This window comes from Deinococcus aerophilus (assembly GCF_014647075.1).
GTDB lineage: Bacteria > Deinococcota > Deinococci > Deinococcales > Deinococcaceae > Deinococcus > Deinococcus aerophilus.
Map to the genome: position 1 here is coordinate 68,151 of NZ_BMOM01000009.1, position 23,654 is coordinate 91,804.

20 protein-coding genes are annotated in these 23,654 nt (G+C 68.5%); 15 read left to right on the top strand and 5 right to left on the bottom strand.

The window, feature by feature from the left end; all coding sequences use genetic code 11:
• Window positions 1–36 precede the first annotated feature (36 nt).
• From yidC to rpmH, 4 genes are all read right to left on the bottom strand, one after another.
• A complete protein-coding gene (yidC, locus tag IEY21_RS07735) occupies window positions 37–1,668 on the bottom strand; it encodes a membrane protein insertase YidC (protein WP_188903064.1) in 1,632 nt (543 codons plus the stop codon).
• Window positions 1,668–2,003, bottom strand: a complete 336-nt coding sequence (yidD, locus tag IEY21_RS07740; RefSeq protein WP_188903066.1) for a membrane protein insertion efficiency factor YidD — start codon at window positions 2,001–2,003, stop codon at window positions 1,668–1,670. Before yidD ends, yidC begins: the two co-directional genes overlap by 1 nt.
• Window positions 2,000–2,488 (bottom strand): ribonuclease P protein component, encoded by a 489-nt coding sequence (rnpA, locus tag IEY21_RS07745; RefSeq protein WP_188903137.1) that lies wholly within the window; start codon window positions 2,486–2,488, stop codon window positions 2,000–2,002. Before rnpA ends, yidD begins: the two co-directional genes overlap by 4 nt.
• 85 nt (window positions 2,489–2,573) lie before the next feature.
• Entirely contained in the window at window positions 2,574–2,717 is a 144-nt protein-coding gene (rpmH, locus tag IEY21_RS07750; protein ID WP_188903069.1) for a 50S ribosomal protein L34, read from the bottom strand.
• Window positions 2,718–2,969: 252 nt separating this feature from the next.
• Here rpmH and IEY21_RS07755 point away from each other — a divergent pair, with 252 nt between their 5' ends.
• From IEY21_RS07755 to IEY21_RS07820, 14 genes are all read left to right on the top strand, one after another.
• Window positions 2,970–3,554, top strand: coding sequence for a MarR family winged helix-turn-helix transcriptional regulator (locus IEY21_RS07755; RefSeq protein WP_188903071.1), 585 nt, complete (start codon window positions 2,970–2,972; stop codon window positions 3,552–3,554).
• Between the two features lie 119 nt (window positions 3,555–3,673).
• Complete coding sequence (gene gcl / locus IEY21_RS07760) at window positions 3,674–5,449, top strand: glyoxylate carboligase (protein ID WP_188903073.1); 1,776 nt, start codon at window positions 3,674–3,676, stop codon at window positions 5,447–5,449.
• A gap of 74 nt (window positions 5,450–5,523) precedes the next feature.
• Window positions 5,524–6,315: a 2-oxo-tetronate isomerase gene (gene otnI, locus IEY21_RS07765; RefSeq protein WP_188903075.1), complete on the top strand. Its 792-nt coding sequence runs from the start codon at window positions 5,524–5,526 to the stop codon at window positions 6,313–6,315.
• Window positions 6,316–6,353: 38 nt separating this feature from the next.
• Complete coding sequence (locus IEY21_RS07770; protein WP_188903077.1) at window positions 6,354–7,241, top strand: 2-hydroxy-3-oxopropionate reductase; 888 nt, start codon at window positions 6,354–6,356, stop codon at window positions 7,239–7,241.
• Window positions 7,242–7,354: 113 nt separating this feature from the next.
• Window positions 7,355–8,623 carry a glycerate kinase type-2 family protein gene (locus IEY21_RS07775; protein ID WP_229752965.1) on the top strand — a complete coding sequence of 423 codons (1,269 nt, stop codon included), beginning with the start codon at window positions 7,355–7,357 and terminating at the stop codon, window positions 8,621–8,623.
• 320 nt (window positions 8,624–8,943) lie between these two features.
• Complete coding sequence (locus tag IEY21_RS07780; protein ID WP_188903079.1) at window positions 8,944–9,423, top strand: fasciclin domain-containing protein; 480 nt, start codon at window positions 8,944–8,946, stop codon at window positions 9,421–9,423.
• A 100-nt stretch (window positions 9,424–9,523) separates the two neighbouring features.
• Window positions 9,524–10,813 (top strand): VanW family protein, encoded by a 1,290-nt coding sequence (locus IEY21_RS07785; protein WP_188903081.1) that lies wholly within the window; start codon window positions 9,524–9,526, stop codon window positions 10,811–10,813.
• 168 nt (window positions 10,814–10,981) lie between these two features.
• Complete coding sequence (aceB, locus tag IEY21_RS07790; RefSeq protein ID WP_188903083.1) at window positions 10,982–12,541, top strand: malate synthase A; 1,560 nt, start codon at window positions 10,982–10,984, stop codon at window positions 12,539–12,541.
• 4 nt (window positions 12,542–12,545) lie between these two features.
• Window positions 12,546–13,364: an IclR family transcriptional regulator gene (locus tag IEY21_RS07795; protein ID WP_188903085.1), complete on the top strand. Its 819-nt coding sequence runs from the start codon at window positions 12,546–12,548 to the stop codon at window positions 13,362–13,364.
• A gap of 172 nt (window positions 13,365–13,536) precedes the next feature.
• On the top strand, window positions 13,537–14,916 hold the full coding sequence (locus IEY21_RS07800; protein ID WP_188903087.1) for an aldolase/citrate lyase/malate synthase family protein: 1,380 nt from the start codon (window positions 13,537–13,539) through the stop codon (window positions 14,914–14,916).
• Window positions 14,913–16,175, top strand: a complete 1,263-nt coding sequence (locus IEY21_RS07805) for an allantoate amidohydrolase (RefSeq protein WP_188903089.1) — start codon at window positions 14,913–14,915, stop codon at window positions 16,173–16,175. Before IEY21_RS07800 ends, IEY21_RS07805 begins: the two co-directional genes overlap by 4 nt.
• Window positions 16,172–17,512 carry an allantoinase gene (locus IEY21_RS07810; protein ID WP_188903092.1) on the top strand — a complete coding sequence of 447 codons (1,341 nt, stop codon included), beginning with the start codon at window positions 16,172–16,174 and terminating at the stop codon, window positions 17,510–17,512. Before IEY21_RS07805 ends, IEY21_RS07810 begins: the two co-directional genes overlap by 4 nt.
• Window positions 17,513–17,580: 68 nt before the next feature.
• A complete protein-coding gene (allE, locus tag IEY21_RS07815; RefSeq protein WP_188903094.1) occupies window positions 17,581–18,357 on the top strand; it encodes a (S)-ureidoglycine aminohydrolase in 777 nt (258 codons plus the stop codon).
• Complete coding sequence (locus tag IEY21_RS07820) at window positions 18,354–20,078, top strand: NAD-dependent malic enzyme (RefSeq protein ID WP_229752966.1); 1,725 nt, start codon at window positions 18,354–18,356, stop codon at window positions 20,076–20,078. Before allE ends, IEY21_RS07820 begins: the two co-directional genes overlap by 4 nt.
• A gap of 71 nt (window positions 20,079–20,149) precedes the next feature.
• Here the strand turns inward: IEY21_RS07820 and IEY21_RS07825 are convergent, their stop codons facing one another.
• Complete coding sequence (locus tag IEY21_RS07825; protein ID WP_188903096.1) at window positions 20,150–22,771, bottom strand: YhgE/Pip domain-containing protein; 2,622 nt, start codon at window positions 22,769–22,771, stop codon at window positions 20,150–20,152.
• 109 nt (window positions 22,772–22,880) lie between these two features.
• Here IEY21_RS07825 and IEY21_RS07830 point away from each other — a divergent pair, with 109 nt between their 5' ends.
• Entirely contained in the window at window positions 22,881–23,516 is a 636-nt protein-coding gene (locus tag IEY21_RS07830; RefSeq protein ID WP_188903098.1) for a TetR/AcrR family transcriptional regulator, read from the top strand.
• Window positions 23,517–23,654 lie beyond the last annotated feature (138 nt).

Consider the following 23,654-nt stretch of genomic DNA (forward strand, 5'->3'; position numbering starts at 1 on the left):
GCCATGACGGCCGGGCGGTCTTCCCTATCCGGGGCGCTACTTCTTGGGAGCGTCCAGGGTCTTGGAGGGTTTGGCCGTCTTGGCGATCACGGTCTTGCCCCCGCCGTTCGCCGGGGCGGTCACGGTCCGGGCCGCGCTCGCCTTCTCCACTCGCTGGCCGATGGTGGCCGTCTCGGCCTCGACCTGCCGGTTGATGATGACCTGCTGCACGATGCCGATCATGGTGCTCAGGATGATGTAGATGGTCACGCCGGCCGGGAAGGTCAGGGCGAAATACAGGAAGATCAGGTAGATGAACGCCTGCTGGCGGAACATGGCCGGGTTCTTGCGGGTCATGACGTACAGCTGCCCGATGTTTACGATCAGGTAGAACAGCGCCAGGATGTAAAACGGATCGGGGATGGCGAGGTCCGGCAGCCACAGGAAGCCGCTGTCGAACTCGAAGTTGCGGATGGTGGACCACAGCGCGATCAACACCGGGAAGGGCAGGAAGGTCGAGAGGCATCCAGCCGGGTTGAAGTTGTAGTCCTTGTACAGCTTCTGCATCTCGGCCTGCATGGCCACCTGCGAGTCGCGGTCCTTGCGGTCTTTGTACTTGTCCTGGATTTCCTTGATGCGCGGCTGCATCACCTGCATGCGGGCGGTGGTGCGGCCCTGGGCCTGCATCAGCGGCCACATGATCAGCCGCAGCAGCACGGTCAGCAGCACCAGCACCAGACCCCAGTTGCCCACCAACTTGTAGATCGCCTCCATCAGTTTGACGATGTACAGGCTGATCTGACCGAAGATATTGGGCTGGAACAGGCCCGGCAGTTCCGTGTAGCCGCTTTGATACAGGTGAATAAGCTCGTTCTTGCCGCCGTACACTTCCACGCTGCTCTGGGCCGGCACGCTGGCTGCGATCAGGCCCTGCGTCCCGCCGGTCAGGGTGGCGTTCAGGGTGGTGTCCCCCTGCGGGCGGACGATCAGCGCGTGCGCGATCTGGCTGGGCTTTTCCTGCAACGCCGCGTACAGAGCGTTGTTCACGACCAGGGTACCCGCTCCCTGCACGGCGGCCGGCTGCTCGGCACCCCTGGCATACGCCTGCACGCGGGGGTTGTCGGCCTTGCCCAGACCGGGAAACAGCATGTCCACACGTTCGGGCCCACTGTTCACGTCGGTCCGCACGTCAATCTTGAAGTTGCGCGGGTGCAGCGTGACGGTCTTGGTCACGTTCACGCCGTTTTGCACGTACTTGAAGACCGCCTCCTGCCGGTTGGCCGGCAGGTCCGTGGACAGCGTAGGCGCGGTGGTCTGGGCCGGCTGCGCGGGATCGAGCCCGCCGCCCTGCAGCGCCAGCGCCTTGCGCTCCCCGACCATGTTCACGAGGCTGGACTGGTTTTTCAGGCCGCTGACGTTGGCGCTGCCGTCGGGATTGCGCTTGATGTAGGGCGTGCCCGCATAGCTCTTGATGAACCAGCCGATGATCTCGCCGCGGGCGTTGAACACCACGTCCTGCAGGTTGCTGGTGGCGATGTACTCGTCGCCGGGCTGGCCGTCATAGTCGGCACGGATCCATTCGGGGCTGATGGCCTTGCCGAAGGTCGGCAGCGGTCCGGTCTGTCCGCAGCCCGTGAGCAGCAGCGCGCCCGTGGCGGCGATCAAAGGAAGTAGCAGTCTGGGTTTCATCAGGATACGCGTCTCTTTTTGGGGGAAGGGCTTTTCTGGGAGGCGGGGTGGGGCGGAGCGGCCGCAGGCGGAGCGTTGCTCGCCTCCGGCGGAAGGTGGTGGTCCGGGAAATGTTCGGGCACCGGGTCATACCTGCCCGGCACCAGCGGATTGCAGCGCACCACCCGCCACGTGGCCAGCCACCCGCCCACCACGGCACCGTGGCGTTCGATGGCCTGCGCCGCGTATTCCGAGCAGGTAGGGGTAAAGCGGCAGGTGGGCGCCGGCTTGCGCGGCGACAGCTCGCGCTGGTAGTACCGCACGGCCCGGACCAGCCCGCGTGCCACCCGGCTCACGGCGCCTTCCGGTCCGGAGTGGCCCCGGAAGCGTCAGGGCTGGGGGAGGAGGCCACGGGGGCGGATACGCCCGCAGCCCGGCGGTTCCCTTCTCCCCCCGCCTTGCGCCCCTGCGCCTTGCCCTGAGCCGCGCCCTGGGTCTTGCTCTGGGCCCGGCCGGGAGCGCGGCTCAGGGCGCGGGTCAATGTGGCCTGCAACACTTCAAACGGCACACTCAACACCCCCGGATTGGGCAGCACGATGGCGCGGCACGGCGGCAGACCGCCCGGCAGGGTCCGCAGGGCCTCACGTACCCGGCGGCGCGCACGGTTGCGGTCCACGGCCCGCCTCAGCGTCTTCTTGGAGACCACGATGCCAATGATCGCGCGTGGCCGCCACGCCTCGCCGTAACGCGGTCGATATTCGGTCACGCGCACCGTCAGCAGGGGGTCGCGCACGGCCACGCCATGGTTGCGGACCTTGCGGAACTCGCGGTCCCCACGCAATGAATCCAGCGCCACCGGACGGCGAGACCGTTCCTGCGTGGCGCTGGGGAGGGGTGGGGTGGCGATAAGGGCCGCTCCTGGCGACTTACTCGTCGCTGACGGTGAGCTGGCGGCGGCCCTTGGCGCGGCGGCGCGCGAGAATGTTGCGGCCGGCTTTGGTTTTCATGCGGGCGCGGAAACCGTGGGTCTTGGCCCGCTTGCGGACGTTGGGCTGGTAGGTACGCTTCATGCTCTGTCTCTCCTTGCTCGCGGCCTGGACGCTTGGTGCCTGGTGCGCCGCGTGGGTCATCTGCCGAGTGCGGCAGCGCCCCGCGCCCCCGCGCTGGAGGGCAAACTGGAGAAGTGTAGCATGCCGGCCCCGGCCACGAAAAGGGGCCAAGCGAAGTGTGACTGCCTGGAGCGGCCCGCGCCCCCGGCGCCGCGACGGACGGCGCCGGGGCGGGATACACTGGTCCGGTATGCCGGGACCCCGGAGCCGCCCATGACCCCGACCCCTCCCGCCCCGGACCGCGCCCTGCCGGAAGAACAGGACCGCGACGGCCGCAGCGACACCCTGGGCCTGCTTGGCCGCATCGGCCAGGACTGGCAACGGGTCCGGCCCGACCTGGACACCCGCCCGATGCTGACGGGGCTGCTGCTTGACCGCCTGGGCAGCGCCTTTGCGAGGCATGTGGGCCAGACCTACAGCGCCTCGGGCCTGAATTCCTCCAACTGGGACCTGCTGCTCACGCTGCTGCGTTCGGCCCCCCCCGAGGGCCTGACCCACACCGAACTCAGCGAACTGACCGCCATCTCCGGGCCGTCCATGACCAACCGGGTGGGCCGGCTGCTGGAGAAGGGACTGGTGGAACGGGTGGTGAGCGAGAAAGACCGCCGCTCGGCCCTGGTCCGGCTGACCCGCGAAGGCCGCGCCCTGGTCGAGCAACTGCTGCCCCAGCACATCGCCCGCGAACAGGAAGCCCTGAGCGCCCTGAGCCCCGAGGAACTCGATGTGCTGACCCAAGTGGCCGTCAAGCTGGTCAACCACCTGGAAGACGCCGAACGCCGCGGCGGACCGGCCACGTAGACACCCGGCGGTCCAGACCTCGACTTCTTATTTTTATTGAATGAAAATTGTTATCACACATTGACAAATAGACGTCTAAGTTTTAACCTGCGGGCACTCAGACCATAGGAGGCGGGCGTATGGCAAAGATGCGGGCGATTGAGGCGGCGGTCGAAGTCCTGAAGAGGGAGGGCGTGAACATCGCCTTCGGGGTGCCCGGCGCGGCGATCAATCCGCTGTACGCGGCGCTGAAGAAACTCGGCGGGATTGAACACATCCTGGCGCGGCATGTGGAGGGGGCCTCGCACATGGCCGACGGATATACCCGCGCCCGGGCCGGCAACATCGGCGTGTGCATCGGCACCTCCGGCCCTGCCGGGACCGACATGATCACCGGCCTGTACGCGGCGATTGCCGACTCGGTGCCGATTCTGTGCATCACGGGTCAGGCTCCGCGCGACCGCCTGTACAAGGAGGACTTCCAGGCGGTGGACATCGAGAGCATCGCGGCGCCGGTGACCAAATGGGCCGTGACCGTGCGCGAGCCCGCCCTGGTGCCGCGCGTGTTCCAGCAGGCCTTCCACATCATGCGTTCGGGTCGCCCCGGCCCCGTGCATATCGACCTGCCCTTCGACGTGCAGATGGCCGAGATCGAGTTCGACCCCGGCACCTACGAACCGCTGCCCCCGTACAGGCCCACCGCCAGCCGCGCCCAGATCGAGAAATCGCTGGAGATGCTGTTCGCCTCCGATCGCCCGTTGCTGGTGGCCGGCGGCGGAATCATCAACGCGGACGCGTGCGAGGAACTGGTGCAGTTTGCCGAGCTGACCGGCATTCCGGTGATTCCCACACTGATGGGCTGGGGCAGCATTCCCGACGACCACCCGCTGATGGCGGGCATGGCCGGCCTGCAGACCGCGCAGAGGTACGGCAACGCCACGTTGCTCGCCTCGGACTTCGTGTACGGCATCGGCAACCGCTGGGCCAACCGCCACACCGGGAGTGTGGAGAAGTACACCGAGGGCCGCCGCTTTGTCCACATTGACATCGAGCCGACCCAGATCGGGCGCGTGTTCGGCCCCGATTACGGCATCGTGTCCGACGCGGGCGCGGCCCTGCGGCTGATGGTGGAGGTGGCGCGCGAGTGGCGGCAGCAGGGCCGCCTGCCCGACTACGGCGGATGGGCCGAGCAGTGCCGCGAGCGCAAGCGCACCCTGCTGCGCAAGACCCACTACGACAACATGCCGATCAAGCCGCAGCGCGTGTACGAGGAAATGCTGCGGTCCTTCGGGCGCGACACGGTGTATGTCAGCACCATCGGCCTGTCGCAGATCGCCGCCGCGCAGTTTCTGCACGTGTACGGGCCGCGCCAGTGGATCAACGCCGGACAGGCCGGGCCTCTGGGCTGGACGCTGCCCGCCGCGCTGGGGGTAGTGGCCGCCGACCGCAGCAAGACGGTGGTGGCCCTGAGCGGCGACTACGACTTCCAGTTCATGATCGAGGAACTCGCCGTGGGCGCACAGTTCAAGCTGCCCTACGTGCATGTGCTGGTGAACAACTCCTACCTGGGTCTCATCCGCCAGTCGCAGCGCGGCTTCGAGATGGACTATCAGGTGCAGCTGTCCTTCGAGAACATCAACAACCCGGACCTCAACGGCTACGGCGTGGACCATGTGGCCGTGGCCGAGGGCCTGGGCTGCCGCGCCCTGCGCGTGACCGAGCCGGACAGGATCAGGGCCGGGCTGGAAGAAGCCCGGGCGCTGGCCCAGGAGTTCCGAGTGCCGGTGGTGCTGGAAGTGATTCTGGAGCGCGTGACCAACATCAGCATGGGCACCCAACTGGACAACGTGGTGGAGTTCGAGGACCTGGCTGGAACCCGTGAGGACGCTCCCACGGCGCTTGCCCTGCTGGATTGACATGGTCCCGGAGGTCCGCACCTCCTTTACCGTCTGGAACCCGTGTTCCCCGCCCCTGCCTCCGAAGGAGACCCATGCCCAGGTACGCCGCCAACCTTTCCATGCTGTTTCAGGAACACGACTTTCTGGACCGCTTCGACGCAGCGGGCCGGGCCGGGTTCCGGTTCATCGAGTACATGTTCCCCTACCCCTACGACGCCGCCGAGTTGCGGGACCGGCTGGACCGCAACGGGCAGCGTCAGGTGCTGTTCAACCTGCCTGCGGGCGACTGGGCCGGCGGAGACCGGGGCATTGCCGTGCAACCGGGCCGCGAGGACGAGTTCCGTGCGGGTGTTCAACAGGCGCTGACGTACGCGGACGTTCTTTACAAAGGTGCCAAAGGGCCGAAACTGGTCAACGTCCTCGTCGGGAAGGCCGAGGGCGACGAGGCCACCACGCGCAAAACAGTGGTGGGCAATCTTCAGTACGCCGCCGACGCGCTGGCCGACGCGGGCCTGACGCTGATCGTCGAGCCGCTCAATCCCTACGACGTACCCGGCTTCTACCTGTACGGCACGCAGGGTGCGCTGGATTTGATCGACGAGATCGGGCGCGACAACGTGAAATTGCAGTATGACGTCTACCACATGCAGCGCGTGGAGGGCCGCCTGACCCAGACCGTGCGCGAGCATCTGGACCGCATCGCCCACATCCAGCTGGCCGATGTGCCGGGCCGCCACCAGCCAGGAACCGGGGAAATCAACTACCCCTTCCTGATGGCCGAGCTGGACTGCCTGGGGTACGGGGGGTACGTGGGCCTGGAATACATCCCCGAAGGGCGAACGGAAGACACGCTGGGCTGGCTCAAAACATTACAGAACGCCTGAACTTCGTCCCCCGACTTGACCTGAAAGGAGGCCACCACATGGCACACAAAGAAACCATCGGCTTTATCGGTCTGGGCATCATGGGCAAACCCATGGCGCTGAATCTGGTGAAGGCTGGATTCTCCGTCGTCGTTCACAACCGCACGCCCGAGGTGATGGACGAGCTGGTGGGGGCCGGGGCGAAGGCGGCCCACAGCGCTAAAGAAGTCGCCGAGCAGAGCGACCTCATCATCACCATGCTGCCCGACTCGCCGCAGGTGGAGGAGGTGGTGCTGGGCGAGGGCGGCGTCACCCACGGCATCAAGCAGGGGGCGCTGTTCATCGACATGAGCAGCATCTCGCCGGCCACCTCGCGCAGGGTGCAGCGGGAGCTGGCGGCCCGGGGCGCGGACGCGCTGGACGCCCCGGTGTCCGGCGGACAGGTGGGCGCGGAAGGTGCCACCCTGAGCATCATGGTGGGCGGCAGCGAGGAGTCGTTTAACCGCGCCAGACCCGTGTTTGAGGCTGTGGGCAAGAATATCGTTCACATCGGCGGCCCGGGTTCGGGGCAGGTGACCAAGATCGCCAACCAGATCGTGGTGGGCCTGACCATCCAGGCGGTCTCCGAGGCGCTGACGCTGGCGAAGAAGAGCGGTGTGGACCCGGCAAAGGTGCGCGAGGCGCTGCTGGGCGGCTTTGCCCAGAGCCGCATTCTGGATCTGCACGGTCAGCGCATTCTGGACGGCAACTTCACGCCGGGCTTTCGCATCAACCTTCACCGCAAGGACCTGCGCCTGGCCCTGGAAACAGGCCGCGAGGCGGGCGTGCCGCTGTTCGCCACGGGCGTGGCCGCCAACCTCATGGACGCCATGATCGCGCGGGGCGACGGCGATCTGGACCACTCCGGCATGGCGAAGTTCTATGCCGAGATGAGCGGCATCGAATAAGGTAGACACCACATCCCGGGCGGAACGCAGGACGCGAGAAAGGCGCTGGCTGCGGCCCGCTTCTTTTTTCTCCCCGGCTTCAATCCGGCTTTAACTCAAAAGGAACTCCTGTCATGAACATCCGCTCACTGCTGGAAGGGGCCTACCGCGCCGCGCTGGAGGCCGCGGGTCCGGCGCAATTGCTGGCCCCCCACCTGAACGCCCCGCATCTGAACGCAGAGAAGCCCGATTTCATCCTGGCGTTCGGCAAGGCCGCGCTGCCGATGGCGCGGGCGGCGCTGGCGGCCTTTCCCGGGGTGCAAACGCTGGTGATCGCCCCGAAGGACAGCGAGCATCTGGAGCTTCCGGCAGAGGCACACCTGATGCTGTCCAGCCACCCGGTTCCCGACGCCTCCAGCGTGGCGGCGGCGCACGCAGCGCTCACGCGGTTGGGCGCGCTGAAGGAGGAACAGCACGCCCTGGTGCTGGTCTCCGGCGGCGGCAGCGCCCTGATGGCGGCCCCGGACGGCGTGACGCTGGAGCACAAGCAGGCGCTGACCCGCGCGCTGCTGCGGGCCGGGGCGGACATCGGTGAGATCAATACCGTCCGCAAGCATCTCTCGCACGTCAAGGGCGGGCGGCTGGCGGCGGCCACGCGGGCGCGGGTGACCGCCCTGCTGATCTCGGACGTGGTGGGCGACGATCCCTCGGTGATCGCCAGCGGACCCACCGTGCCGGACCGGACGACCTTCGCGCAGGCTCTGGCTGTGCTGGACCACTACGGCATTTCCGCCCCGGAAGTCCGCGGGCACTTTCAGGCCGGCGTGGCGGGCCGGGTGCCGGAGACGCCCGACCACCTGCCGCACGTTACCAACACCGTGATCGGCTCCAACCGTCACCTGCTGGAGGCGGCGCAGGCGTATCTGGAAGGTCAGGGAATGCGGGCAGTGATCCTCTCGGACAGTTTCGAGGGCGAGGCGAGAGAATTGGCGCGGGCCCACGCGGCCATCGCGCGCAGCGTGCAGCGCCACGGCAGCCCGGCAAGGCCCCCGGTCGTGCTGCTGTCCGGCGGCGAGGCCACCGTGACCCTGCGCGGCGACGGCGTCGGCGGGCGCAACCAGGAATTTGCGCTGGCGCTGCTGCTCGCGCTGGGCGAGCGCGGCCTGCACGTCCTCTCGGCCGGGTCGGACGGCGTGGACGGCTCCAGCCCGGCAGCGGGCGCGTTCCTGACCCCCGACAGCCTCGTGCGGGCGCGGGCGGCCGGCCTGGACGCCCGCGCCTTCCTGGCCCGCAACGATTCCGGCTCCTTCTTCGCCGCCCTGCACGACGGTCTGGTGACCGGTCCCAGCGGCCACAACCTCAACGACCTGCGGCTGATTGCGGTGGAATCCCTGGAACCCTGAACCGCTCTTCTGGCCCGCGGCTTTCAGCTGAGCCGGAGCATTTGCATGTTAAAAAGCGCCGGATGACTGCTGTTCATCCGGTACCCTGACTTACATTCCAATGTGCGATTGAGCCGCTTCACATATTGTGCCGCGCCGTACGCCCATGTTGTCGGGCTGCCTTTAAGGTACAGGCAGCAATCAAGGCGGGGGAGCCGATAGATGCCGGGAACAGGTCCCATCTTTCCAAGATAACCGCTCCCGAATTAAGACAAACCGCCCGGAAGCTAAGACAGACACCATCACAAACCAGTTCGTCCTTTCATTCAGGAGGTTCCACCATGAAAAAGCTTCTTTTAAGCGCAGCCCTTCTTCTGACCGGCGCGGCCGTGGCCGGAGGCGGCAGCTCCATGCCTGCGGGCAACACCATTGCGGGCATCGTGTCCAACGACCCCAACTTCAGCACCCTCCTCGCCGCCGTAAAGGCGGCCGGACTGGTCGAGACGCTGAGCGGGCCGGGACCCTTTACCGTGTTCGCGCCCACCAACGCCGCCTTTGCCAAGATCCCGCAGGATCAGCTCAATGCCCTGCTGAACGATCCCGCCCAGCTGAAGTCGGTTCTGCTGTACCACGTGGTGCCCGGCCGCGTCACCGCCGCGCAGGTCACGGGCATGTCCAGCGCCACGACCGTCAACGGCGCCGACCTGAACATCTCCACGAGCGGCGGCATGGTGATGATCAACGACGCCACCGTGACCCGGACGAACATCAACGCCAGCAACGGCATCATCCACGTGATCGACACCGTGTTGCTGCCCTGAACACCCACACCATCCGGGGGAGAGACGCTTGCGGGCCTCTCTCCCTCTTGCGCTCTTCCGGCAGACCGGCCCCGCCCTTCCCGAAAGGAATCCTCCGCCCATGACTGCATTCAAGGTTCTCCCCCGCCTCACCTGCCTGACCCTGCTGGGCGCCCTGCTGATGGCGTGTGGGCCGCGCATTCCCGGGACGGCGCAGTCCGCTTCCTCCGGAACGGCCACGCTGGCGAGCGCGACCGCCGCGCCTGCCCAGCCGGTTGCCGCGCCCCCGGCAAAGGTGCCGCGTCCCGAGGCCCCGCACACCGTGAACCTGCGCTGGTCGGTGCCGGAACCGCGCTTGATCGGCACCCGGGTCGAGCGCACGCTGCTGCACAGGTCGGCCCCCCTGACCCTGAGCGCCGGCCAGGTGGCCCGGGTCCGGCAGGAGGGCAGCTTGCAGGCCATCCGGGCTTCCCTGAACGCGGTGTATGCCCGCATTGAGTCCCGAGAGTCCCGGGACATCCGCTTTACCCGCATGGGAAAGACCTGGGTGGGCGAGGCACGCACCGGCTGGAAGGTGGACCGGACGGCCAGCGAGGCGGCGCTGCTCGCTGCCCTCCGGAACGGAAGCCCCAGCAGCCCCCTGAGTGTGGCGCTGCAGGCCCCGGCGCGCAGCGTGCGCTGGGCGGCCGGGAAGGGCCTGACCCACCTCGCGAGCGGGGAGTCGCTGTTCACGGGCAGCCCGACCTTCCGGGTTCACAACATCCGGGTGGGGGCCTCGCGCATGCAGGGCCTGTGGATCGCGCCCGGAGAAACCTTCAGCTTCAACGGCGCGGTGGGCCCCATCAGCGCAGCAACCGGGTTCCAGCCCGGCTACGTGGTGTCGGGCAACACCCTGGCGACCGAGGACGGCGGCGGCATCTGTCAGGTCAGCACCACCGTCTTCCGCGCCGCCCTGCTCTCCGGGCTGCCCATCACCGAACGCCACGCCCACTCCTACTTGGTCGGGTATTACGGCGAACCCGGTCTGGACGCCACCGTCTATGCCCCGGCCAAGGACCTGCGCTGGACCAACGACACCGCCGCCCCGCTGCTCGTGCAGGCCGACTGGGACCTGAAGGCCGGGCGCCTGACGGTCAGCGTGTTCGGCCACGATGACGGCCGCACGGTCCGGATTGCCGAGCCGGTCATCACCGGGCGGCAGACGGCCACCGAGCCCAGCTTCGTGCTGGACCGGACTCTGCCCGCCGGCGGAGCCCGGCGCATCGACATGCCCGCCACCGGGATGAAGGCGGTGGTCACCCGCACCGTCGTGTCTGGGGACGGCCAGAACACCACCGACGCCTTCAGCAGCCGTTACCGGCCGTGGGGCGGCGTGTTCGCGGTGGCGGCCGGCGATCCCCGCCTGAGGTAACCCTCCTTCCCCAACGTCAGCCTTCCCCTGTTCCTGCCCAGCAGACAGGGGATTCCCTTTGCCGCCGGGTTTGCGTACAATGAAAATCAAGTTCACTCTACGGAATCCATGGCACCCGGCGGTCATGGAGCGGCCACCCCCCTGTTTCTGTTTCCCGAAGGAGCCTCCATGATCACCCTTCCCTCTGGCATGCACATCTCGGCCCCCCTTACCCCGCAGCAGCAGGAGATCCTCACGCCCGAGGCGCTGGCCTTCGTGGCCGAGCTGCACCGCCGCTTCGAGCCGCGCCGCCGCGAGCTGATGGCGGCGCGCGGGGCCCGGCAGGCGCGGCTGGACGCCGGAGAGCTGCCCGATTTTCTGCCGCAGACGCGCGAGATCCGCGAAGGGGACTGGCGCATTGCACCGCTGCCGCAGGACCTGCAGGACCGCCGGGTCGAGATCACCGGGCCAGTGGACCGCAAGATGATCATCAATGCGCTCAACAGCGGCGCGCGGGTGTTCATGGCCGATTTCGAGGACGCGAGTAGCCCCACCTGGGAGAACATGGTGGACGGCCAGATCAACCTGCGCGACGCGGTGCGCCGGGAAATTACCCTGGATACCGGGGCCAAGTCCTACCGGCTCAACGACCAGACGGCCGTGCTGGTGGTGCGCCCGCGCGGCTGGCACCTGCCCGAGAAGCACGTCATGGTGGATGGGGAAACGCTGTACGGCGCGTTCTTCGACTTCGGGCTGTACTTCTTCCACAACGCCGCCGAACTGCTGGCCCGCGGCAGCGGCCCGTACTTCTACCTGCCCAAGATGGAATCTCACCTGGAAGCCCGGCTGTGGAATGACGTGTTCAACCACGCCGAGCAGACGCTGGGCATTCAGCACGGCAGCGTCAAGGGTACGGTGCTGATCGAGACGATCCTAGCCGCCTTCGAGATGGATGAGATCCTGTACGAGCTGCGCGAACACTCGGCGGGGCTGAACTGCGGGCGCTGGGACTACATCTTCTCGTACATCAAGAAGTTCCGTCAGCGCGGGGACCGCGTGCTGCCCGACCGCGCCAAGGTCAGCATGGCCGTGCCGATGATGAGCAATTACAGCAAGCTGGCCATCCAGACCTGCCACAAGCGCGGCGCCCCCGCCATCGGCGGCATGAGCGCCTTTATTCCGGTCAAGAACGACGAGGCGGCCAACGAGCGGGCCTTCGCGCAGGTGCGCGCCGACAAGGAGCGCGAGGCGACCAACGGCCACGACGGTACCTGGGTGGCCCACCCCGGCATGGTGGCGCTGGCGACCGAGGTCTTTGACCGCCTGATGCCCACGCCCAACCAGATCGACAGCGGCAAGCAGATGGACCTGCACATCACGGCCGCCGACCTGCTGACTCCGCCCGAGGGCACGGTGACCGAGGAGGGCGTGCGGACGAACATCAACGTGGGCATTCAGTACCTCGCGGCGTGGCTGCGCGGCAGCGGCGCGGTGCCGATCCACAACCTGATGGAGGACGCCGCGACTGCCGAGATCAGCCGCGCGCAGCTGTGGCAGTGGCGCGAGCAGGGCGTGACCCTGGAAGACGGCCGCACCCTGACCCCCGAACTGTTCGACGAACTGTACGCCGACGAGACGCAGAAGCTGGGCGGGGACTTCGCCGCCGCCGCCACCCTGTTCCGCGACGTGGCGACCCGCTCTCCCCTGGCCGACTTCCTGACCCTTCCCGGCTACGAGCAGCTGGCCTAGTACCATGACCGACTCCTCTCCTCCCCCCGGCGGCCGGCAGAAGACGGGCCGCGCCCGCAGCGGCGACGCGGCCAGCGTCCGCACGCTGGAACGGGGCCTGACGGTCCTGACCTCGCTGGCCGCGCTGGGTCAGGCGTCGCTCACGCAGATCGCCAAGGCCTCCGGGCTCTCGGCGAGCACGGCCTACCGGCTGCTGGAAACGCTGCGCCAGGGCGGGTTCGTGGAGTGGGAGGAACGCAGCGGCCTGTTCAGCGTGGGCATACGCGCCTATCAGGTGGGCGCGGCCTTCGCGGGGCGCAACACCCTGATGAGCGCGGCCCAGTCCGAGATGCTCTCGCTGGTGGACGACCTGGGCGAGACGGTGAACCTGGCGGTGCTGCGCGGCCAGGAGGCGGTCTACATCCATCAGGTCGAGGGCAGGCAGCTCGTGCGCATGTTCGCGCAGCTGGGAGCGGGCACCCCGCTGAACTGCTCGGGCGTGGGCAAGGTGCTGCTCGCGTGGCAGCCCGAAGCCGAGGTGTCCGCGCGCCTGGGGCCCGCGCCCTACGCCGCCTTCACCCCCCACTCGATCACGGCGCTGGAGCCGTATCTCAAGGAGCTGCAGCAGGTGCGCGCGCGCGGCTACGCCCTGGACGACGAGGAACGCGAGATCGGCGTGCGCTGCATGGCGACCCCCCTGTACGATCACACCCGGCAGGTGGTGGCCTCGCTGAGCGTGTCCGCGCCGACCTCACGTTTTGAAAAGGCGCAGGTTCCTGCGTTTTACCAGCGCATGGAACAGGCCTCGCGCGCCATCTCGGCCCGGCTGGGCTGGACTCCGTAGCCCGCCGTTCCCGCAGGCGTCCGGCACGCAAGGGGACGCCTTTTTTAAGACCAGATAGATAGATGACTAAGTAAGTTTTGCGAGCGGGACCGACCACTGTCTCCTGTTTCTCCAGAACCCTCCGGCCGCCGCCCGGTCTCCAGACCTCCCCCCGACCCCCAGGAGAGACTCCATGACTGTCCTTTCCCTTCCACACGATGTCCACGCCCTGCTGGAGACGCTGCACCACGCGCTGCGGCCGCGCTGGGAAGCGCTTGACCCCGGCGGGCAGCCCGCGCCGCCCCCGCCCCCCGACTACCGCGCCGCCCCTGTGCCGGATGATCTGCGGGGCCGCCGGGTAGAGCTGATCGTGGAGGCCTCCGACCTGGAGGCCCTGGAGGTGGCGCTGAATTCGGGGGCAGACGCCGTGGTGCTGGATTTTGACGACACCTTCGCGCCCACGCGGGCCAACGTGGAGCGGGGGTACCGGGCGCTCAGGATGGCGGCGGCGGGCACCCGGCCGCTGCTCGTCCGGCCCCGCGCGCTGTATGCCGTGGAGGAGCATCTGACCTTCGGCGGCCCCGCCATCGCCGCGCTGTGTGACCTGGGGGCCGCGCTGGCCGCCCGGCCCGCGCAACCCATGCACGTTTATATTCCCAAGCTGGAAACCGTGGAGGAAGCGCAGGTCTGGGACGACGCGCTCACGCTGGCCGAGCACCACCTGGGGCTGCCACACAACGCGGTCCGGGTGTGCCTGCAGATCGAGACCTATGCGGGCGCGCTGCACGCCGACGCCCTGCTGTATGCGCTGCGCGGGCGGGCCTTCGGGCTGAACGCCGGGCGCTGGGATTACGTGTTCAGCCTGACCAAGCGGGTGGGACCCGGGCGTGGGGCCATGCCGCCGCGCAGCGACCTGACCATGGACGTGGAAGCCATGCGCGCCTACGCCGAGACGCTGGTGCGCGTGTGCCAGCGGCGCGGCGCCCAGGCCATCGGGGGCAGCGCCGCCGTCGCGCCGGACCCGGCCAATCCGCAGCCCGCGCTGGACGCGGTGTGCGCCGACAAACGGCGTGAAGCCGCGCAGGGCTTCAGCGCCGCCTGGGCCGGGCTGCCGGAACTGCTGGACGCCGTGCGGGAGGGCTTTTCCGGAGAGGCCCCACCCCCGCTCCCGGAGGAACCGGCCCCGGAGACGCACCGCCGGCTGCTTGCCTTGCCTGGGCCGCGTCCGCTTGCCCTGACCACCGTGCAGGACACCATCGGCCTGGCCCTGGAGGTGTTCGGGGCGTGGTACACCGGGCGCGGCGTGGTGGTCCGGGGCGGGCGCATCGAGGACACCGCCACCGCCGAACTCGCCCGCGCCCAGCTGTGGCAGTGGGTGGGGTGTGGGGCAGAGCTGGAGGGTGGGGGCCGGTTGACCCCCGAGCGTTACCTCAGCGAACGGCGCACACTGACGGACGACCTCACCCCCTCCGCCCGGCTGCTCGATCATCTGGTCCTTTCCCACACCTGCCCCGAATACTTTCCGCGCGCGGCCCAGCTGCTCCAGACCGCGTCCCAGGAGGCCCCCGTATGACCACCGATGCCCACCCCGCCGCCCTTGCCGACGCCACCGTGCAGGCACTGACCCGCAAGATCATGGACGCCTGCGCCGCGCTGGCCTGCTACACCGAGGTTCCCGGCGAGATCAACCGGCCCTTTCTGTGCCCCACCACGCATCAGGTCCACGCCTACCTGATCCGCTGGGCCGATGGACTGGGCCTGCAGACCCGGGTGGACGCGGCCGGCAATCTGCGCTCGCGCCGGGCAGGCCCCACACCGGACGCCCCGACGCTGTACCTCGGCTCCCACCTGGACACCGTGCCAAACGCGGGGGCCTACGACGGCATTCTGGGCGTGGTGATGGGCTACGCCATGCTGGAAGCGCTGGGCGACCAGACCCTGCCCTACGCGGTGGAGGTGCTGGGCTTCTCCGAGGAGGAGGGCGTGCGCTACGGCGTGCCTTTCATCGGCAGCCGGACCCTGGTGGGTACGGTGGACGAGATGCTGGAACTGCGCGACGCGGCGGGCCACAGCGTGCGCGAGGCCCTCAGCGGGTACGGCCTGAACGTGCAGGACCTCGGTGCGGCCCGCTTCCGGCGCCCGGCGCTGGGCTACCTCGAGATCCACGCCGAACAGGGACCGGTGCTGCAGGACGCGGGCGTCTCGGTGGGGGTGGTGCAGGGCATCGCCGGCCAGAACCGTGTGCTGCTGGACTTCGTGGGTCAGGCCTCGCACGCCGGGACCACCCCGATGGGGCTGCGCCGCGACGCACTGGCCGCCGCCGCCCGCTTTGCCGTGGCCGCCGAGGACCTGGCCCGCGCCACCCCTGGCCTGGTGGCGACGGTGGGCGTGATGACGGCCCGGCCCGGCGCGATCAACGTGATTCCCGGCGAGGCCCACTGCACCCTGGACCTCCGCCACGCCCACGATGGAGTGCGCCTGCAGGCCCTGGAACAGCTGCTGCATACCGCCCGGGCTGAGGCCGGGGCGCGGGGCGTGAGCGTGACCATCACGCCCAAGATGGAAGAGCCGGCCACGCCCATGTCAGACACGTTAAGGGCGCTGCTGCACCGCGCCGCCGAGGCCGAAGGGCTGCCACACCCCGAGCTGGTCAGCGGCGCAGGCCACGACGCCATGATCCTGGCCGCGCACATGCCGGCCGCCATGCTGTTCGTGCGTTCGCCCAACGCCCTGTCGCACCACCCGGATGAACTCGTGCTGCCGGAGGACGTGGCCGACGCCCTGCGCCTGAGCGTGCGCTTTCTGCACCTGCTGGCGGAACAGAGCGCATGAGCCTTGACCTGATCGTGCGCGGCGGCACGCTGGTCACGCCGGACGGCCTGCGCCGCGCAGACCTGGGCGTCAGCGGCGGGCAGATTGTGGACATCTCGCCGGAGATCGCGGCGGCGGGCGAGACGCTGGACGCCTCCGGCCTGCACATCTTTCCCGGTGTGGTGGACGCCCACGTGCACTTCAACGAACCGGGCCGCACCCACTGGGAAGGCTTTGAAACCGGGTCACGGGCACTGGTGGCGGGCGGGGGAACCAGTTTTCTGGACATGCCCCTCAATTCCTCGCCCCCGGTGCTGGGCCGCGCCGAGTTCGAGGCCAAGCGCGCACTGGGCCAGCAGAAATCGCTGGTGGATTTCGGACTGTGGGGCGGCCTGACGCCGCTGAATCTGGACCGGCTGGAGGAGCTGGCCGAGGCCGGGGTCGTCGCTTTCAAGGCCTTCATGAGCCACAGCGGGCTGGAGGAGTTTCCGGCGGCCGACGACCTGACCCTGCTGGAGGGCATGCGGGTCGCCGCGCGTCACGGCCTGGTGGTCGGCGCCCACGCCGAGAGCGACGGGCTCACCCGCGGCCTGGCCGAACAGGTGCGCGCGGGCGGGCGGACGGGCGTGCGCGACTACCTGAGCAGCCGCCCCGTGGTGGCCGAACTGGAGGCGGTGGGCCGCGCCCTGCTGTTCGCCGAGGAAACGGGAGCCGCCCTGCACCTCGTTCACCTGAGCAGTGGGCGGGCGGTGGCGCTGGCCTATGAAGCGAAACAGCGCGGCGTGGACGTGAGCATCGAGACCTGCCCCCACTACCTGCACTTCACCGATGAGGACGTGGAGCGGGTCGGCGCAGCCCTGAAATGTGCGCCGCCGCTGCGCTCAGGGGCCGTGCAGGAGGAGTTGTGGGCCGAACTGCTCGCCGGACACGTTGACACGGTCGGTTCCGATCACTCGCCCGCGCCCCCGGACCTGAAGACCAGCGACGACTTCTTTGCGCTGTGGGGCGGCATCAGCGGGGTACAGAGCACCCTGAACGTGCTGCTCAGCGACGGGCACGCCGCGCGGGGCCTGCCGCTGGAGGCCGTCGCCGCCCTGAGCGCCCTGAACCCCGCGCGCCGGTTTGGCCTGGCACACAAGGGCCGCCTGGAGGTGGGCGCCGACGCCGACCTCGCCCTGGTAAAGCTGGACGAGACCTTCACGCTGACCGAGCTGCATGACCGCTGGCAACAGAACCCCTTCGCTGGAGAAGCGTATCGGGGCCGGGTCCTGCATACGTTGTCGCGGGGCCACACAGTGTACCACGGCGGTCATTTTGGTCCTCCGAGGCGTGCGCGGTTGCTGCGGCCACGCAGCTAGCACCTCCACACCCTGCGTTCTCTTGATCCTTTCTCCCACCACCTCGCCTTTTTCCCCACAGGAGTCTGATGAAACATCTTGGAGTCACCCGCAGCGCCCTGGAACAGGCCCACGCCGTCATCACGCCCGATACTTTTGTCCGCACCGCCCTGGCCGAGTGGCCGGGCAGTTCGGTCGTGCTGCACATCGCGCCCGTGATCGGCACCCGCGCCCGCTTCGTGCAGTTCACGGCCCAGATGCCCGCCGGGGCGACGGCACGGGAATCGGCACACGGCCACCAGCGCTTCGCCTTCGTGCTGAGCGGCACGGTGGAGGCCCAGATTGAGGGTGAGGGGGACGGCGAGAAGCGCACGCTGGGGGAATACGACTACGTGTACGTCCCGGCGGGCGTGCCGCATACCCTGAGCGCCACCACGGACGCCCGCGTGGCAGTGTTCGAAAAGCCCTATGACGCGGTGGACGGCGTGGGCACTCCCGGCGTCCACTGGGGCAACGAGCGCGCCCATCCCGGCGACGCCTTCGAGGGCGACGACCACCTGATTGCCCGCAAGCTGCTGCCCGACGAACCCGCCTTCGACTTCATGGTCAGCACCATGAGCTTTGCGCCGGGGGCCAGCCTGCCGTACACCGAGGTGCATTACATGGAACACGGCCTGTTGATGCTGGAGGGCGAGGGCCTGTACAAGCTGCAGCAAACGTACTATCCGGTCACGCAGGGCGACGTGATCTGGATGGGCGCCCACTGCCCGCAGTGGTACGGCGCGCTGGGCCGCCACTGGAGCAAGTACCTGCTGTACAAAGATATGAACCGCCACCCGCTGGCGATGCTGGGAGGGCTGTCATGAGCCACCCGCCGCTGCCCCTGACCGACCACTACGACGTGCGCCGCGACCCGGACGGCCACCGCTACCTGCATCCGCTGGTGACCGGCTTTAACCTGACCCGCATTCCGCTGCTCAACAAGGGCACGGCCTTCACCGCCGAGGAGCGCGAGAAGCTGAACCTCGACGGCCTGCTCGCTCCGCAGGTGGACACCCTGGAAGAGCTCGCCGAGCGGCTGTACGCGGATTACGTCAAGGTCACAGATCCGCTGGAACGCCACGTATTCCTGCGGGGCCTGCAGGACCGCAATGAGGTGCTGTTCTACGCACTGCTCGCCGCCCATGTCGAGGAGATGCTGCCCATCGTGTACACGCCCACGGTGGGTCTGGCGGTGCAGAAATTCAGCCAGATCTACCGCTACGCACGCGGCCTGACCCTGAGCACCCGAACCATCGACCGGGCGGCGCAGGCCCTGGCAAACGTGCCCCTCAACGACGTGCGCATCATCGTGGCGACCGATTCCAGCGCCATTCTGGGCATCGGGGATCAGGGCTTTGGCGGCATGGCCATCAGCATTGGCAAGCTCTCGCTGTACACGGTGGCGGGCGGGGTTGGCCCCGACAAGACCCTGCCCGTGGAGCTCGACGTGGGTACGGGCCGCGCCGACCTGCGCGAGGACCCCTCCTACCTGGGCGTCAAGCACGACCGCCTGACCGGCGAGGAGTACCTGCGCTTTGTGGACCGTTTTGTGGAGGCCACCCTGGAGCGCTACCCCAAGGCGATCATCCAGTGGGAGGATTTCTCCAAGGACACCGCCTTCATGGTGCTGGACCGCTACCGCCGGGTGGTTCCGAGCTTCAACGACGACATCCAGGGCACCGGCGCGGTGGTGCTCGCGGGCGTGCTGAACGCCTGCCGGCTCAAAGGCGAGACGCTGGCCGAACAGCGGGTGGTGGTCAGCGGTGCGGGCGCGGGCGGGGCCGGGGTCGCCGCCGCCATCCGCGAGGGCATGCGCCGCGAGGGCCTGAGCCCCGAGGAGATCGCGGAGCGCGTCTTTGTGCTGGATTCGCGCGGCCTGCTTACCGATGACCGCTCGATGGAGGATTACAAACGCAGCCTCGCCACGCCCCGGGCCCTGACCGAGGGCTGGGCCGGCACCTCGCTGCTGGACGTGATTCGTGAGGCGGGGGCCACCGTTCTGCTGGGCCTTTCGGGGGTGCCGGGCACCTTTGACGAGCAGATCGTGAAGGCCGCGCTGGCGAACACCCCGCGCCCGCTGATCTTCCCGCTGTCCAACCCCACCGCCCACTGCGAGGCGCTGCCCCAGGACGTGCTGCGCTGGAGCGGGGGCACGGCCCTGGTCGCCACCGGCAGCCCCTTTGACCCGGTAACGCTCGGCGGCGAGACCTATTCCATCGGGCAGGGCAACAACGCCTTCATCTTTCCGGGGCTGGGCTTCGGCGCGATCCTGGCCCGCGTGCGCGAGATCACCGACGAGATGGTCACCGAGTCGGCCTACGCGCTGGCCGCCTACACCCAGCGCCACCACCCGGACCGCATCTACCCGCCCGTGGCCGAACTCGCCGACGCGAGCGTGGAAGTTGCCGTGGCCGTGATCAAGCAGGCGCTGAAGGACGGCGTCGCCACCGAATTCAGCATCCGCGGTCTGAACGACACCGAGTTGCTGGAGCTGGTGCGCCGCAAGTTCTGGCAGCCCCGGTACCTGCCGTTCAAGGTGCGCTAAGCCGGGAAGAGCAGGAAAACAGGGCGCGTCCGGGAAGACCTGGACGCGCCCTGGGTTTGCGGGACTTCACCTTACCCGCGGCCCAGCTCCTCCCGTTCGTGGTGCCCTTCCTCCGAGACCAGCGGCGAGGAGATCAGCGGCTTGAAGTCCTCGTCGGCCACCAGTTCCCAGCGGCGGCGTCCGAGCAGACCCGCCAGAACGCTCAGAACGGCAATACCCAGCAGGACCAGCATGAAGGTGGGATAGCTGCCCTGAAACGCGCCGCTCAGGGCGTGGCGAAAGGCATTGACGCTCTGGGTCACGGGCACGAAATTGTGGATGGCCCCGAAAAAGGGCGGCGCGAGTTCCACCGGATAACTGCCCCCCGACGCCGCGAGCTGCAGCACAAGCAGCACCAGCGCGATCAGCCGGCCCGCCGCACCGAACAGAAAGATCAGCGCGAGCACCAGCGCCAGGAAGGTCAGGCTGGAGGCCACAGCGGTCGCCACCACCTGCGCCGGGTGCAGGAAGTCCACGCCCAGCGCATGCACCCCCCAGACCACCAGCAGCGCCTGCACCGTGACCAGAGCGGCGGGAACGGCGGCCTTGCGCAGCATCCGCGCAAACTGCGAGGTGCCGCGCCCGCTGCGGGGCAACAGGCTGTACGGAAAGATGAAGGTGGTCAGCGTCACGCCCACCCACAGGCTCAGGGCCATGAAGTACGGCGCGAACCCGGCCCCGTTGTTCCTGACCGGGGCGAACGTCTCGGTCACGGGCAGGACGCTGGCGCTCAGACCCGCCGGGTCGCCGCCCAGCTGTTCGGTGTCGGCGGGAATCTTGCTGTACAGGGTGGCCAGGCCGTCGCGCAGTCGGGTGGCCCCGGCGTCCAGGTCATCTGCTCCCGTCTGCAGCCTGGCTGCGCCGCTGCTCAGGGTGGTCAGACCAGCGCCGAGTTCTCCAGATTTCTGGGCCAGGGTGGAGGCTCCGTTGTTCAGCTCGCCCAGATCGTCCGGCGCGGGCAGTTGGGCGGTGATCTGCTTCAGGGCATCCTTGATTTTGAGGTTGCCCGCCACCAGCGTCTCCACACCACTTTGCAGGGAAATGGCCCCCGCGCTCAGGTCCACGGCGCCCTTCGCCGCCTCATCCGTTTTTCCGGCCAGCGTCGCCGCTCCGCTTTGCAGCTTGACCGTCCCGTCCTGCAATTGTGCGGCCCCGGCGCCGAGCTTCTCCGCGCCCCCCACGGCGGCGGCAGAGGCGGCAGAGGCGTCCTTCACACCGGAGGCGAGGCGGGCTGCCCCGCCCTGCACCTTCGCCGTGCCCGCCGCCAGCTCCTTCGCCCCGGCGCTGAGCTGGCCGGCGCTCGCCGCTGCCCTGGCTGCCGCGTCTGCCAGACCGGGCAGGGCGTTGCTCAGGCGGGTGCCCCCGGCCTGAACCTGCACGGCTCCGTTATTGAGCTTCGCCACCCCGGCCTTCAACTCGCCGGGAAGGGGGGGCTGGTCCTTCACCGATTCATGGAGTGTCCGCGTGCCCGCGGCGAGTTCCGTGGCTCCCAGGGTCAACTGCTCCGCTCCGGCGCTGGCCTGCTTCAGCCCGTCCGTCAGTTCTTTCAGGCCGCCTGCCAGTTGCCCGTTTCCGGCAGCCAGTTTTCCGGCTCCGGCGTTGGCCGTCTTTGCTCCGGCGCTGAGTTCGGTGGCTCCGGCCTGCAGCTCACCCAGACCGCGTTGAAGCTGCGGAAGCCTGGTCGCCAGTTCCTTGCTGCCGCCCACCAGCTGCGCCGCGCCCGCATTCACATCCACCGCGCCGTCCGAGAGCGCAGCCGCTCCCTCGGACAGCTGATTCAGGCCGCCCGACAAGGCAGCGGTCCCCGCCTGAAGCTGCCGGGCCCCCTGCTGCAGCGGCGAGAGCTGGGCCGGGCCGGGCGCCGCCGCCTCCAGCTCCCGCAAGCCCCCCGAGAGTTTTGCGCTGCCTTGCGTCAAACGGCCCACGCCGGCAGCCAGCGCCTTCGCTCCGTCCGTCAGTTGTGTTCCGCCGTCCGCCGCCGCCGCCGCACCGCTCGCGAGGTCCGCCGCTCCGCTCTTCAGGGCCCCGGTGCCGTCTTCCAGCGTGGCCGCGCCGTCGCGCAGTTTTCCGGTGGCGCTCCGGATGTCGGCAAAGCCCTGCTGCACATCCCTCAGCGAATCGCCCACAACTTCCCAGCGGTTCTCGCCCAGGGTGCGGTTCAGCTCGTCGCTCAGGGTGGTGGCGAAGGTGGACGCCACACGGCTGGCAAAGTAGCTGCCGCCCTCGGAGACGTAAAACTTCAGCAGTCCGTGGCTGGAACTGTCCCCGGCCACGGCTTTTGCGCTGAAATCGCGGGGCAGCGTCAGCGCAAAGTAGGCGTCGCCGCGCCGCACGGCATTCTGCGCGGCGGCCTCACTGGGGTAGTTCAGGTATTTGAACTTGGCCGTATCACGCAGATCCTGAATCACCTCTGCCCCCAGGTCCACCGCCTCGCCCCGGCTCCGCGTGCCCGCATCCAGATTGACCAGGGCCACGGGCAGGTTCTTCAGGTTGCCGTAGGGGTCAATCGCGCTGCCCAGATAGATGCCTGCGTACAGCAGCGGCACCACCGAAATGGCGGCGGCCGACAGCCACATCATGGGATGGCGCCACAGGCTGCGCTCGGCGGGGGTCAATGTTCTGAAGTCCTGGGTCAGTCTGGTCAACGGGGACATGAAAGCTCCTTGCAGGGGTGAGTCCTGCTTCACCCGAATGACCCCAGTATCCCCCTTTACTGACACTCCGTCAAGTGACAGAGTGTCAATGACATGTTAAACTGATGCTATGGCTGCAACTTCTCCCCCGCCCATTGCCCGCCGGTTAAGTGCGGAAGACCGCCGCGAGCAGATTCTGGAAACCGCGTCGGCGCTGTTTATCGAGCGCGGCTTCGAGGCGGTGGGCATGAACGACATCGCCCACGAACTCCAGACCTCGCGGCCCACGGTCTACACCTATTTCACGTCCACCGAGGACATGCTGCGCGCCCTGCTGCAGGGGCGGCTGCCCGCCATGTGGGAGCGGCTGCGCCCGATCCTGCCCGCCTCGGGCGAGTTCCGCGCCGGGACCTTCAGCGCCCTGTTCCTGGCCCTGCTGCACGAGCGCGAGCTGCTGCTGCTGCTGCACAGCGGCGGCGGCCCGATTTTCCGCGAGCAGCGCGGTCACTTTCTGCGGCAGCTCGGCGGCTGGCTCAAACCCTACCGCCGGGCCGAGGCGAGGCAGCCCGGCGTCCTGCACCTGATCACGCTGCTGCTCGAGGCGGCCCTGGTGGAAGCCGTGCGCACCGAACAGAACCCCGAAGACCTGCAGGCGCAGGCCCACGCGGTGGGACAGTTTATCGCGGGCGGGGTGGCGGCCCTGGCCTCCGAGACCGGCGGGTCCTGGCCCGGTCAGGATGCCCCGCCGATCTCTCCTCCCCAGTAAGGGTCCCGTAGAGCCGCTGGCAAGGCGCTGAGGAGGCAAGGCCGGGCAGCAGCCCCGCCCAGCGATCTCGCCTCCCCGACACAGGCCGGCCACAAGGCAACCCCCGGCCGCTGTGGACCGGAGGCCCTCTTCGCGCCC